The sequence below is a fragment of the Mordavella massiliensis genome (assembly GCF_016901695.1).
Classification (GTDB): domain Bacteria; phylum Bacillota; class Clostridia; order Lachnospirales; family Lachnospiraceae; genus Claveliimonas; species Claveliimonas massiliensis_A.
In genome coordinates this window covers 44,073-57,249 of sequence record NZ_JACJKS010000002.1, presented here as the reverse complement: position 1 = coordinate 57,249, position 13,177 = coordinate 44,073, and the positions used below count along the sequence as shown (strand labels likewise).

The following is a 13,177-nucleotide window of genomic DNA, read 5'->3' as shown; positions in this document are numbered from 1 at the left end:
TTTCATTTGAATTCATATCAGCAGACAAGGAGAACTACATCATGACACAGGAAAAACTGACAGCAGTCCATGCTGTAGAAGAAAAAGAAGAGATCATCTGCCAGGCGGCGGACCATATCTGGAGCCATCCGGAGCTGTCCCTGCAGGAGGATGCCTCCGCAGCCTACTACTGTGAGCTGCTGGAGGAAGAAGGATTCCGTGTGGAGAAAGGGATCTGCGGCATCCGCACTGCATTCGCGGCAAGCTTCGGAAGCGGCAGCCCGAGGATCGGCATCCTGGCTGAGTACGACGCCCTCTCCGGCCTCTCCCAGGAGGCCGGAAGCCTGGAGCAGAAGGAACTCATCCCCGGCGGCTGCGGGCACGGCTGCGGGCACAACCTGCTGGGCGCCGGCGCTTTCGGCGCTGCCCTGGGCGTCAAGGCTTACCTGGAAAAGACCGGGCACGCGGGAACTGTCATCCTCTACGGCTGCCCGGGCGAGGAGGGCGGCGCTGCCAAGGCCTTCATGGCGCGGGAGCGCCTCTGGGAATCCCTGGACGCGGCCCTCACCTGGCATCCGGAGGATGTGAATGAGGTGCGCACCGGTTCCTCCAACTCCTGCATACAGATCCAGTATAAATTTACCGGCACCGCCTCCCACGCGGCAGGCGCGCCTGAGATGGGCCGGAGCGCCCTGGACGCTGTGGAACTGATGAACATCGGCGTTCAGTTCCTGCGGGAGCACATGAGCGACCGGGCGCGGATCCACTATGCCATCACTGACGCCGGCGGCGTCAGCCCCAACGTTGTGCAGCCGCGGGCAAGCGTCCTGTACATGATCCGCTCCAACCATGTGGCGGAGGCTGTGGAACTCCAGGCCAGGGTAGACCGGATCGCCGACGGGGCCGCACTCATGACAGACACGCAGGTAGAGCGCAAATTCATAGACGGCACAGCGGACACGGTCAGCAATCACACGATCGAGACGGCCCTGTACGGGAATTTCCGCGAGATCGGCGTCCCGGCACACACAGAGGAGGAACTGTCCTTTGCAGACAAGCTGGCGCAGACCTATCCGGGAGCAGACCACGTACCGGGATTTGGCGCTGCCGGCGATGACGCGATCCGCGAGGAGGTACGTGCCCTCCAGCAGAAAGCCGGACATGCCATGAACGATTTCCTCTGCCCCCTCTACCAGGGTCCCGCTTTCACGCCAGGTTCCACAGACGTGGGTGATGTGAGCTGGCAGACGCCCACCGCCCAGATCCATGTGGCGGCGTGGCCCAACGGCTGTCCCGGACACAGTTGGCAGAACGTCTCCTGCGACGGCACTTCCATCGGGCGAAAGGCCGCGGTGTGTGCCGCCAAGGTTCTGGCCGCCACGGCTGTGGATCTCATGGAGGATCCCTCTCTTCTAGCCGCCGCCCGCAGGGAATTTGAAAAGGCCGCTGCATCCGGGTATGTATGCCCCATCCCGGAGGGCGCAACGCCCGCGATACCGGATTAAAGAAAACCACGCAATACGCGTGGTCTTCTTTATGCTCAATATTACTTTTCATCTGCTAACTCAGCAACCCATTGCTGCACTACAGACACATCCTCCTCCACTGCCTGTGCAATCTTATCTGCCGGCATGCTCATTTTAGCCAAATTGACGGCTACCGTCCGTTTTTCTTCCTGCCGTCCTTCGCGCATTCCATCTTCCCACGCATCCTCCCGCTCCTGTTGAATGTGCTTTGCCTGATCATATTCATAAATACTCATTCTCTTTGCCTCCGCCCGATTCTTACTCAAAAAATCTTCAAGGATCCCCTCCCGTATACATTCCGTGATCGCAAGTTCCACGGCGTCGTCGGTGGACATCTGCGCGGCATATCTCCTCACGCGGGCCGTGTATTCTGCATAATCCGCCATAGTCTTGCAGGCTGTAAGGAGTTCCGGGCTGTGGCCTGCATTCACATTGATCATCACTGCCTCCAACTCCAACTGATGCCTCTCCTCTTCCACTCCGTACAGGTCTGACAGCCGCAGGATCTGCCTGTCCGGCTGCTCCTCCTGCCCGTTATAGAAAATAATGAACTGAGGCGGCGGGATCAGCACCTTTTTCCTGCCGTACAGTTTTTCGTCTCTGGTCATCTCTGCATACAGATCCGCCAGATACATCAGCATCCGCAGCGGCAGATTCGGACTGTAGGTTGACTGATGCTCATACAAAGAGAGCCTGGAGTCGATCACAAAGGAAAGATCGTTCCGAACTGCCATATAAATGGCGTTCTCCAGCGTATTGATCTCCAGAAGCGAAGGATCCTTATACTGTTTTCCGCTTACCGCATTGTAAAGTCCCAGCAGCTCCTTCCTGTCACTGAACAGCATCGTAAAAATGGATGACTTGTAATTCCGGTTTACCGCGTTTCGCTTGCTCATATGTACCTCCTTTACAGTATAACCCGCAGGAGGCATCCCGGAAAAACAGATCTGCCGTGTTCGAGAAACCTCTCTGCTTTAAAAATGGAAATGAAAGCACGGAGATTTCTTTTAGATTTTTGAAGATATCAGACGCGGCGCATGCCGCACAGAAAAAACTGCCAGAAACATCATGCTTTATGTTTATTTTATCACATGTTCCCGACAGTTTCCATAACAGAATTATTAAGTTTTTGTAACATCTGCGCAGCTATCACAGTTCCCTGCAGATCATTCAATATTCTCATCGTCCAGCCTGTGGAAGTCCTTGTTCTGCCCGAACACATGGACCAGGGGAATGACCTTGATGAAGCAGTCGAAGCTGCCGTTCCTGATAAACTCACGGAGCCTGACATACTCCCTGGAGTTGCACACGCAGCTCATCTGGATCTTCGGTTCGCCCGAATAGCCGCCCACAGCGTCGTGATAAATGGTCACGCTCTTGTGGATCGTATTGATGACAAAGTCCTCGATCTTCTCCATATCCTTGCCGATCATCTGCACATCGTAAAGCTTCGGCCCCAGATTGAACACCACATAGTTCATGCTGTTCACATAGATGAGCTGCCCCGCAAAGGCGTAGGCAAGCTGGTCCAGACTGAAAGCCAGCGTCATGAACAGGAGGATGAGGGCCTCCTCAAAGTAGTAGATCTTCTTGAACTCCGTGGCGCGCAGGATCGTCTTTTTCAGGATCTTGGCCACTGTGTCGTCGCCGCCGTAGGAGAACCCGATCCGGTAGGGAATGCCGATCCCCACGCCGTAGAGGACGCCGAACGCACCCAGTGCGATCAGCTTCTCCTCGAAGATGATCTGCACGTCAATAAAGCTCAATACCCACAGCACCATGGGGTACAGAAGCGACAGGATGATGATGTTGGACGCGTCCCGCTTCCCCAGCGTCAGGTAAGTGACGACAAGGATCAGGATCGTGATCGCATAGTAGATGAGCGCGTAATTGATGCCTGTAAAATGTTCCACTGTCATGGAGATACCCGTGATGCCCGGCGCCGCCAGGCCGTTGGGGATCATGATCCAGTTGGTCGCGATACTGCAGCACATGCAGCCAAGAACCAGAAGAAATGCTGTAAAAACCGGTGACTTTTTCATGGTGTCTTCGCAGGGTTCCCCGCCCCGCCTTCCTCCTCATGCATACGTAATTCTTCTTTTAGTATAGCGGATCTTACGCTGCCGTGCAATATGCCCGCAGCCCATTTTCCGCCTCTGTTATTGTTCCTTTTTCCACCTGCGGATCGCGTCCAGCCGCTCCCTCACTTCGCTCTCACGCCCCTCCCGGGTGGGGTGATAGTACGTCGTTCCCCGCATGGATTCCGGAAGGCATTCCATGTGGGTCAGCTTCTCTTCCGTGTCGTGGGCGTACTCGTACCCCTTCCCGTACTCCAGTTCCTTCATAAGCCGGGTGGGCGCATTGCGAAGATGCAGGGGCACAGGCTCTGCCTGCCCGGTGCGCACATCCCTCTTGCAGGCCTCGCAGGCCGTGTAGAGGGCATTTGACTTGGGCGCCATGGCCAGGTAGACCACCGCGTGGGTCAGGTGTACGTCGCATTCCGGCATCCCGAGGAAATGGCAGGCCTGGTAGGCGGCCACCGCCACCTGCAGGGCCTGGCTGTCCGCCATCCCCACGTCCTCGCTGGCGAACCGGATGAGGCGCCGGGCGATATACAGCGGGTTCTCCCCGCCCTCCAGCATCCGGCACATCCAGTAGATGGCCGCGTCCGGGTCGCTGTTGCGCATGGATTTGTGGAGGGCGGAGATGAGATTGTAGTGCTCCTCCCCGGTCTTGTCGTAGAGGAGGGATTTGCGGCTGATGCACTGCTCCATCCCCTCCTGTGTGACAAGCACGCCGTCCCCGGTGATCTCCCCGTTCAGGACCGCCATCTCCAGCGTGTTGAGAGCCGTCCTGGCATCCCCGTTGGCAAAGGCAGCGATGGCGCGAAGCTGGTCTTCGCTGATCCGCACGTTCTGCCCGCCGAAGCCCTTCGGGCTCTTCAGCGCGTTCTGAAGGAGCTGCACCAGGTTCTCCCCGGTCAGCGCCTTTAACACGAACACCCGGCACCGGGACAGAAGGGCCGCGTTGATCTCAAAGGACGGGTTCTCCGTGGTCGCTCCGATCAGGATGATGCTGCCCCGCTCCACATAGGGGAGGAAGGCGTCCTGCTGGGCCTTGTTGAACCGGTGGATCTCATCTACAAAGAGCACCGTCTTCCGGCCCATCCGTCGGCTCGTCTCCGCCGCCTCCATCACGGCCCGTATCTCTTTGATCCCGCTGGTGACAGCGCTGAAATTGATGAATTCCGCATGGGTGTGCCCGGCGATGATGCTGGCCAGGGTCGTCTTCCCCACCCCCGGCGGGCCCCAGAAGATCATGGAGGAGATCTGGTCCCTCTCTATGATCTGCCGCAGCATCTTCCCCGGCCCCAGCAGGTGCTCCTGCCCGACGAAACCATCCAGCGTCTCCGGCCGCAGCCGGCTGGCAAGAGGCGTCATCTCCTGCCTCTGGTCAAATAGCGACATCTGCTCCATCTTATCTTCGCCACCTCTCCTTTGAACCGGGACGCTACCGTATAAAGTTCGTCCCTGTCTTCTGCTCCTTCTCCGGGAGGCCGTAGGCCTCTTTTCCAAGCGCGATGCTCTTCATGAGGAAGGACATGTTCCGTGCCAGGACCCGCATGGTCTGCAGCCCCTCCGCGTCGCCCGCCGCCTCGCCCGGGTTCATGCCGTGGACACTGTTCCAGTACTGGCTGGAGGCCACCGGCATGCCGGATATGGTAAAATACTTGTTCAGCTCGTCAAAGGTTGCGGACAGGCCTCCCCTTCTCGCCACAGCCACGGCGGCTCCCACCTTCATGGTCTTGTCAAACCGGGTACTGTAGAACAGCCGGTCCAGAAAGGCAATGAGGGTCGCGTTGGCCGACGCGTAGTAGACGGGGCTGGCCGCCACCAGACCATCGCAGGATGCAAAGGCAGACGCCGCCTCATTCACCAGGTCGTCAAACACACATTTCCCTGTCTGCAGGCAGGCGTAGCATGCCATGCAGCCCCGGATATCCTGATTCCCGACCTGCAGGATCTGCGTTTCGATCCCCTCCGCACGAAAGATCTTCTCCATCTCTACCAGGGCAAGCGCTGTGTTGCCATTGGCATGGGGGCTTCCGTTCAGCATCAGTACTTTCATCTAAAACCACTCCTTTTACCCAGCGTTGCTCGCCGCGATCTTCACACGGCTCCACAGGTCGCTGATGATCTTCTTTGTATCCTCATTATACACGAATACTTCGTCGTTTTCATTGTCCGTTCTTGGAATGTAGGCGTTGATGCCCTCGTAATCGCCTCCCTCGCCGGAGAGGTCCTCCATGACCTCCACATTGGAGGAAGTGTAGCCGACATAGCTGGAGTTATCATACGCCCCGTCATAGTCGCTGGCAAAGTTGATGAAGGCGTGGGCCAGCTCCGGGTTCTTTGCGTTCTTCGGAATGACCATGGCATCGGACCAGAGGTTTGTCCCGGTTTCCGGCATGTAGTAGCCCATGTCCTCATTCTCCGCCATCACATAGGTGGCGTCTCCTGAATAGATGAGCCCCAGGGCTTTCCTTCCCTGCGCCATATTGTCGATGATCTCGTCCGTGACGATCTCCGTATCCATCGTCTCCACGCACTGCACAAGCCAGTCGTAGGCCTCCTGAAGCTCGGCTTCATTCTCCGTGTTCATGGAATAGCCGAGAGCCTTTAAGGCCATCATGAAGGAATCCCGCTCAGAGTCATAGAGGTAGACATCTCCTTTGTACGTTTCATTCAGGAAGATATTGTAGCCTTCTTTTTCCAGATCCTCCGGATCTACCTTTGTCTTGTCGTACACGATGCCCACCGTGCCCCAGAAATAGGGGACGGAGTAGTCGTTTTCCGGGTCGTAGGGAAGGCCCAGCACCGCGTCATTCAGCTTGTCAAAGCAGTCCAGCTTTGATTTGTCCAGCTTCTGCAGGTAATCCTCCTCGATCAGGCGCTGGATCATATAGTCGCTCGGCACAAGCAGGTCGAAGGACTCCCCGTTCGCCACCTTGATGTACATCTGCTCGTTGGAATCAAAGTTCTCCATCACTACCGTGGCGCCCGTCTCCTCCTCAAAATCCGGGATGATATTCTCGCCTGTGTACTCGCCCCAGTTGTAGATGTGGAGCGTCTGCCCCTCGAAGGGTCTCTGGGCGCCTGTGCCCCTGCCTGCCTGTACAAACGCGATCCCGGCCACAAGGGCTGCGCACACGGCCAGGGCCGGTATCATGCGCCGTTTCCTGCGGATCTCCGCCGTCCTGCTTTGCTTTGCCGCCAGAGCAGGCGCCACGTTGATGAGCACAAGGACAACGGTGATGATCACCACCACCAGGGTGGAGATGGCGTTGATGCTCGGGTTGACCCGCTTGCTCATGGTATAGACCACGATACTTAAGTTCTTTACGCCCCGCCCGGTCACAAAGTAGGAGATGATGAAGTCATCTACGGACATAGTAAAGGCAATGAGGGCGCCGGACACGATGCCCGGTGTGATCTGAGGCACGATCACCTTTGTAAGGGCCCGGAAGGGCGTGGCGCCCAGATCCATGGCCGCGTCCGCCAGGTTTGGATCCAGGGACCGGATCTTTGGCATGACGGAGAGCATCACATAGGGGATGCAGAAGGCGATGTGCGCCAGCAGCATGGTCATATAGCCTTTCTCCACCTTGAAGGTGATGAAGAGCAACATAAAACCGATGGCTGTCACGATCTCCGGGTTCATCATGGGAAGATTGTTCACCTGCTCCATAATGTTGCGGATGATCTTTCTGGAACTGGACAGGCCGATGGCCGCCACCGTCCCCACTACCGTGGAGATCAGCGTCGCCAGGATCGCCACGCTGAATGTCGTGTAGAGGGCCGCCATCATGTCCTGGGACTCCAGCATGTGCTGGTACCAGCGCAGGGAGAAACCGGTAAAGCTTGTCAGCGATTTCCCGTCATTGAAGGAAAATACTACCATATAAAGGATGGGAAGATAGAAGAAAGCGATCAGCACGATCAGCAGGAACTTCCCGAATGGCCGTCTGTTCTTTTTCATGCTCTCTCCCCCTTTCCTCCCTGGTTGCGGATCTCAATCCGGCGGACCAGCATCATAAGCAGCATCATGATGACCGCCATGATCATGGAGATGGCGCTTCCAAAGTTCCACTCTCCCACTGTGATAAACTGGTTCTCGATCATATTTCCGATGAGGAAATACTGGCCGCCGCCCAGCAGTTTCGGAATGAAGAAGGAGCTGACTGCCGGCAGGAATACAAGTGTGATCCCGTTGATCACACCCGGCAGCGACAGCGGCAGTGTTACCTTCCCGAATGTCTGCACCGGCCCTGCGCCCAGATCGGCGCTGGCTTCCAGAAGGGAATTGTCCATCTTGGACAGGGAGGTCTGGATCTGCAGGATCATAAAGGGAAGGAAGTTATAGACCATGCCCAGAAGCAAGGATCCTTCCGTGTAGAGGAGCTCCACGTCCCCCAGGCCGAAAAGGCCCAGGAGCCGCTGGATGATGCCGCCCTCGCTTAAAAGCCCGATCCAGGCGTAGGTGCGCACGAGCATGTTGATCCACATGGGGATCGTGATGCACAGGATCAGGATGTTCTGCACTTTTTCCCGGCTCCGGGCGATAAAGTAGGCCGCCGGATACCCGAGGATAAGGCAGATGATGGTCGTCTTCACCGCGATCACCAGGGATCTCCACAGGATCAGGAGAAAGTCCGGGTCTGTGAAGAACTTGATGTAGTGGTCCAGCGTGAAGGAAAAGGAGATGATGCTGTTCCCATGCTCCATAAAGGAGTACAGGGCGATCAGCGCCATGGGGAGCACCAGCATCAATGCCGCCCACACAATATAAGGCACTGCCAGCCTTGAAAATCTTCTCATCTAAAATACCTCCCTGGACATGACATGGATATCCTCCGGGAAGAAGGTAAGTCCCACTTCCTGTCCCTCCTGCGTGTAATCGGTTGTATGGATCTTGAACTCCCGGCCCGTGGTCGAGAAGGTGATCTGGTACACGCCCTCCGCCACATTCTCCGGGTCAAAATCATAGTCCACGCTCAGGTCCACGGACTCATCCTCGTTGCTCAGCTTCCAGCCCTGGGCGCCCGCCCACGTCTTCAGGTCAGTGTCCAGAGCCTGGGACTCTGTGATCTCATCCACCGTCTTGAAGAAATTGAAGGCCATGACGCCCTCATTTGCCCGCTCGTTCCTGACATAGGGCTGATCCACCACGTAGATGGTCCTCTCAATGCTTGTCCCGCCGGATGTGGAGAAGGTCACCGGGTACCGCCCCTCCTCCCGCGACAGACTGTACTCCACCTTCGCGATGGAGATGTACTCATCCGTCTCGGGATCCCATGCCTGGGCGTTGGAGAGAGCGATGATCTCCTTGTCGTCCAGCGCCTCCACATCGTCGATATCCACATAGAAATTGCTGGCGCTGATCATTTCTTTTCCGTCTTCGCTCTTCACATCCTGATTCCGGATCACCCGCATATTCACGGTCACACTCGTCCCGGGCACCGTCTCCACCATGATCTCATAGTGGACACCCTTGAAGAGTACGCTTAAGACTTCCCCTGTCATCTTGCCGTCCTTCACATCCACAATGTCGATGTCCTCCGGCCGGATCACCACATCTACCGGCTCTTTCTCCTTGAAGCCGAAATCCACGCAGTCAAAGGTAATGTCGTCAAAGCGCACCTTGTAGTCTTCCAGCATGACGGCCGGAATGATGTTGCTCTCGCCGATGAAGTTTGCCACGTACCGGTTGGCGGGCTCGTTGTAGATGTCCTGGGGCGTCCCCACCTGCTGGATCTCCCCGTTCTTCATGACCACGATCTTGTCGGACATGGTCAGGGCCTCCTCCTGATCGTGGGTGACAAAGATAAAGGTGATGCCTACCTCCTGCTGGATCCGCTTCAGCTCGTACTGCATCTCTTTGCGGAGCTTCAGATCCAGGGCCGCCAGGGGCTCGTCCAGAAGGAGCACCTTCGGCTCGTTGACAAGGGCGCGGGCGATGGCCACCCGCTGCTGCTGCCCGCCGGACAAAAGGGTGGTGTTCTTATCCTCAAATCCCTCCAGGCCGATGAGCTTTAACATCTTCATCACCTTCTGGTCGATGACGTCCTTGCTCATCTTCTTGATCTTCAGCCCGAAGGCAATGTTCTCATACACGCTCAGATGAGGGAACAGGGCGTACTTCTGGAACACCGTGTTCAGCTCCCGCTCGTAGGGAGGCTTCTTGCTGATCTCCTCCCCGTCAAAGATCACAGACCCTTCGTCCGCGTCCAGGAACCCGCCCAGAATGCGCAGAAGCGTCGTCTTCCCGCATCCGCTGGGGCCCAGCAGGGTCACAAACTCATTCTCATATATATCCAGATTGATCCCTTTCAGGACAATCTGCCCGTCAAAGTTCTTCACAATATTCCGAAACTCGATCAGCTTCTTCTCTTCCATCCTCTCTCTCCTCCTAAAACATGGGCGGCGTGGTGATCCAAAGGATCTTCGCATCCGTGCCGCCGTGATTGTACAGGTAGTGGCTCCTGGATCCGTCCATGTAGAACGTCTCGTGCGCCTTCACCCGGTACTTCTTTCCCCCCTGTACGATGGTCACGCTTCCCTTCAGTACATAGCCGAACTCCTGTCCCTGATAGGCCGACAGGACATAGCTCTTCTTATGGGGGTGCAGCGTCAGGATAATGGGTTCCATCTCGTTCTTCTGCGCGTTCGGCACGATCCACTCGATGGTGTAGTCCTCCTGCTCGTCCACAAAGAAGTCCTGCACCGGGAATACGATCTGCCGCTCTTCCTCCTCGTGGAAGAAATCGGACAGATTGCTCCCGAGCGCCTCCAGGATATCCTCCAGCGTGGCGATGCTCGGCGTCGTCAGGTTGCGCTCCACCTGGGAGAGAAATCCCTTGGTCAGCTCACTTCTGGATGCCAGGTCTCCCAGCGTCAGGTCGTTCTGTAGCCGGAGCTCCTTCAGCTTCTTTCCAATATCCAATTGCCGCACCTCCCGTTTTCTAATACTATACTTTTTGTTAAAAATAAGCGAACCAAGATTAATTATACATGGTTCGCCGTAAAATGCAATATTTTTTTAATTTATCCTTATACAGATGTCTCTTCCTGCTTCATCAGCTTCACCAGCCGGCTCGTGCCCAGCCGGTCAGCGCCAAGTGCGAGGAACTTCTCCGCGTCTTCAAAGGAGCGGATCCCGCCCGCCGCCTTCACCTTCACATGCTCCCCCACACAGGCCCGCATCAGCTCCACATCCTCGAAGGTGGCGCCCTCCGCGGCAAAGCCGGTGGAGGTCTTGATATACCCGGCCCCCGCTTCTGTGACGATCCTGCACATGGCCGTCTTCTCCTCCTCGGTGAGGAGGCAGGTCTCGATAATGACCTTGAGGATCCTTCCCCGGCACGCTTCGTTCACCTTCCGGATCTCCTCTGTCAGGGCGTCGTATTTCCCGTCCTTCAGCCAGCCCACGTTGATGACCATGTCGATCTCCGATGCTCCGTTTTCCACCGCGTCCGCCGCCTCAAAGGCCTTCACCGCCGTGGTGCTGTAGCCGTTTGGAAAACCGATCACTGTGCAGATGGGGATCCGCCCCGCCGCATAGTCCGCCGCCTGCCTGACATAGGAGGGTGGGATGCACACGGAGGCCGTTCCGAAGCGGATGCCGTCGTCCAGGATCTGCCGTATATCCTCCCAGGAAGCGTCCTGAGAAAGAAGGGTGTGGTCAACATGCCGCAGTATCTCTCGTTTATCCATCTTTTTCTTCTCCTGTTCTTTTCTTACTGTTGTTCCAGATTGCCCGGGCCAAAGCCCTGGGGCAGAAGATCCTTCAGCCTGTATGTGCGGTACTCGTCCGTGCTCCGGGCCAGGATGATCTGAAACTTCTCCGGATCACAGAACTCCATCATCACCTGCCGGCACACCCCGCAGGGCGGCGTGTAGTCTGCCGGCCCGCCCTCCGGGCCGCCCACGATGCAGATGGCGCAAAACGTCCGCTCCCCCTCGCTGACCGCTTTGAAGAAGGCCGTCCGCTCCGCGCAGTTCGTGGGTGTGTAAGCAGCGTTCTCGATGTTGCAGCCGGTATAGATCCGGCCGTCCTCTGCAAGCAGGGCCGCTCCCACTCTGAAGTGGGAGTAAGGCGTATAGGCCGCCTCCCTCTGCCGGATGGCTGCCCGGATCAGCTCCTGTATCTTCGCCTCTTCCATCCGGCTACACCCCCTTCTCCCGGTCCGCCCGGATCAGCCTGCGGACGGCCTCCACACCGGTGCGCACCGCGCTGTCCGTATCGTGCACCACCGGGTTCTCAAGGCCTTCCCGGGCCCGCTCCTGGTTTGCCATGACAAGGAAGCAGGAACCCACGCGCACGCCAAGGGAGCTGGCCACCACAAAGAGCGCCGCCGACTCCATCTCTGAAGCCAGGCACCCCAGCCGCTTCCAGGCCTCCCATTTATGCAAAAGTTCATAGCTGACCGGCTTTGTCTCCGGCGCATGCTGGCCGAAGAAGGCGTCCTTGCACTGGACCACGCCCGCATGGCAGGGATATCCAATCGCATCCGCCGCCTCCACCAGCGCGTTCGTGACACCCAGATCCGGAACCGCCGGGAATTCGATGGGCGCGTACTCCCGGCTCGTCCCCTCCATGCGGATGGCGCCGGTGGCGATCACGAGGTCTCCGCTCTTCACCTGCAGCTGCATGCCGCCGCAGGTGCCGACCCGCACAAAAGTGTCCGCGCCGGCCATGACCAGCTCCTCCATGGCGATGGAGGCTGACGGGCCGCCGATGCCGGTGGAGGTGACACTCACCTTCACCCCGTCCAGATAACCGGTATACGTGACATACTCCCTGCTGTCCGCGATCAGCACGGGGTCGTCAAAGTACTGCGCGATCTTTGCGCACCGCTTCGGGTCCCCCGGAAGGAGCACGTATCTTCCCACGTCTCCTTCCCCCACCTGGGTGTGATACTGCTTCGCTGCGTTTTCCGAATAATTGATCATGGCCCTCGCCTCCTCTTTTCTTAAGTATAGCATCTTCTTGACATACTGGGAAATTTATTTTATCCTTTGAGCACAGGGAGGTGCGTTTTATGGCGAAAAAGAAAGGCCTGCTCCTGGCAGGCGTGCTTCTCGTTCTTCTTCTGCTTCTCATCGTCTGGTTCAACCCCACGGCCTTCGCCAGGGACGGGCTGCTGACGCGCATGAAGGTGGACGGATATCAGACCCAGTATGATCTGGGGGCTACGCGCCGCCATGACAGCGATGTGGACAGGGTCTATCTCTTCTGCCTCTCCCCGGATGCGGTGACTGTGGAGAGCGAAGAAATGTTTGAAGGGCGCCCGGTCGAGGTGACGCAGATCCTCCCCTTCCTCTACAGCTGGGAGCGCACCCTGAACGACAGCGCCTTCCGCGTGAGCGTCGGGGACGGCAAATACTACTTTACCATTGTATCCACGTAAAAATCCGGCCTCTCTACAGGGGCCGGATTCCTTCTACTTCAAATCTTGTAAGCCATGGATAGTCAACGTAGTTCACCTCGATATCGCCCGTGATCTCCACGCCTTGAGCCGGGTAATATACCTTCCCGACTTCGCTCTCACCGGCGACGTAGCCTTTCGCCTCCATGTCCTCCTTCTCTTCCCGGGTAAAACTTACCACGAT

At 57.3% G+C, this 13,177-nt stretch carries 13 protein-coding genes and 1 pseudogene; 2 read left to right on the top strand and 12 right to left on the bottom strand.

What is annotated here, in order from left to right:
- The first annotated feature begins 41 nt into the window (after nucleotides 1–41).
- A complete protein-coding gene (locus H6A20_RS01620) occupies nucleotides 42–1,484 on the top strand; it encodes an amidohydrolase (RefSeq protein ID WP_204905420.1) in 1,443 nt (480 codons plus the stop codon).
- A gap of 41 nt (nucleotides 1,485–1,525) precedes the next feature.
- On the opposite strand, the gene H6A20_RS01615 is transcribed toward H6A20_RS01620, so the two are convergent.
- The 11 genes and pseudogenes from H6A20_RS01615 to udp all read right to left on the bottom strand — a co-directional run bounded on the left by H6A20_RS01615 (nucleotide 1,526) and on the right by udp (nucleotide 12,517).
- The gene (locus H6A20_RS01615; protein WP_204905419.1) at nucleotides 1,526–2,401 is read right to left on the bottom strand and encodes an RpnC/YadD family protein; all 876 of its coding nucleotides are present in this window, start codon (nucleotides 2,399–2,401) and stop codon (nucleotides 1,526–1,528) included.
- Nucleotides 2,402–2,671: 270 nt separating this feature from the next.
- Complete coding sequence (locus H6A20_RS01610) at nucleotides 2,672–3,547, bottom strand: YitT family protein (RefSeq protein WP_204905418.1); 876 nt, start codon at nucleotides 3,545–3,547, stop codon at nucleotides 2,672–2,674.
- Between the two features lie 117 nt (nucleotides 3,548–3,664).
- The gene (locus H6A20_RS01605) at nucleotides 3,665–4,981 is read right to left on the bottom strand and encodes a replication-associated recombination protein A (RefSeq protein WP_204905417.1); all 1,317 of its coding nucleotides are present in this window, start codon (nucleotides 4,979–4,981) and stop codon (nucleotides 3,665–3,667) included.
- A 34-nt stretch (nucleotides 4,982–5,015) separates the two neighbouring features.
- On the bottom strand, nucleotides 5,016–5,633 hold the full coding sequence (locus H6A20_RS01600) for a flavodoxin family protein (RefSeq protein ID WP_204905416.1): 618 nt from the start codon (nucleotides 5,631–5,633) through the stop codon (nucleotides 5,016–5,018).
- Nucleotides 5,634–5,648: 15 nt separating this feature from the next.
- Nucleotides 5,649–7,544, bottom strand: coding sequence for an extracellular solute-binding protein (locus tag H6A20_RS01595; RefSeq protein WP_204905415.1), 1,896 nt, complete (start codon nucleotides 7,542–7,544; stop codon nucleotides 5,649–5,651).
- Nucleotides 7,541–8,383 (bottom strand): ABC transporter permease, encoded by an 843-nt coding sequence (locus H6A20_RS01590; RefSeq protein ID WP_204905414.1) that lies wholly within the window; start codon nucleotides 8,381–8,383, stop codon nucleotides 7,541–7,543. Before H6A20_RS01590 ends, H6A20_RS01595 begins: the two co-directional genes overlap by 4 nt.
- 591 nt (nucleotides 8,384–8,974) lie before the next feature.
- Nucleotides 8,975–9,961, bottom strand: a pseudogene (locus H6A20_RS13975) (ABC transporter ATP-binding protein); the annotation flags it as partial.
- Nucleotides 9,962–9,974: 13 nt separating this feature from the next.
- Nucleotides 9,975–10,508 carry a helix-turn-helix domain-containing protein gene (locus tag H6A20_RS01580; protein ID WP_204905412.1) on the bottom strand — a complete coding sequence of 178 codons (534 nt, stop codon included), beginning with the start codon at nucleotides 10,506–10,508 and terminating at the stop codon, nucleotides 9,975–9,977.
- 107 nt (nucleotides 10,509–10,615) lie between these two features.
- Nucleotides 10,616–11,278 (bottom strand): deoxyribose-phosphate aldolase, encoded by a 663-nt coding sequence (gene deoC, locus H6A20_RS01575; RefSeq protein ID WP_204905411.1) that lies wholly within the window; start codon nucleotides 11,276–11,278, stop codon nucleotides 10,616–10,618.
- A gap of 23 nt (nucleotides 11,279–11,301) precedes the next feature.
- Nucleotides 11,302–11,727, bottom strand: coding sequence for a cytidine deaminase (locus tag H6A20_RS01570; protein WP_204905410.1), 426 nt, complete (start codon nucleotides 11,725–11,727; stop codon nucleotides 11,302–11,304).
- Nucleotides 11,728–11,731: 4 nt separating this feature from the next.
- Nucleotides 11,732–12,517: a uridine phosphorylase gene (gene udp / locus H6A20_RS01565; RefSeq protein ID WP_204905409.1), complete on the bottom strand. Its 786-nt coding sequence runs from the start codon at nucleotides 12,515–12,517 to the stop codon at nucleotides 11,732–11,734.
- 89 nt (nucleotides 12,518–12,606) lie between these two features.
- On the opposite strand from udp, the gene H6A20_RS01560 reads away from it, so the two are divergent.
- The gene (locus H6A20_RS01560) at nucleotides 12,607–12,975 is read left to right on the top strand and encodes a hypothetical protein (RefSeq protein ID WP_204905408.1); all 369 of its coding nucleotides are present in this window, start codon (nucleotides 12,607–12,609) and stop codon (nucleotides 12,973–12,975) included.
- Nucleotides 12,976–12,988: 13 nt separating this feature from the next.
- Here the strand turns inward: H6A20_RS01560 and H6A20_RS01555 are convergent, their stop codons facing one another.
- Nucleotides 12,989–13,174 carry a hypothetical protein gene (locus H6A20_RS01555; RefSeq protein ID WP_204905590.1) on the bottom strand — a complete coding sequence of 62 codons (186 nt, stop codon included), beginning with the start codon at nucleotides 13,172–13,174 and terminating at the stop codon, nucleotides 12,989–12,991.
- Nucleotides 13,175–13,177 lie beyond the last annotated feature (3 nt).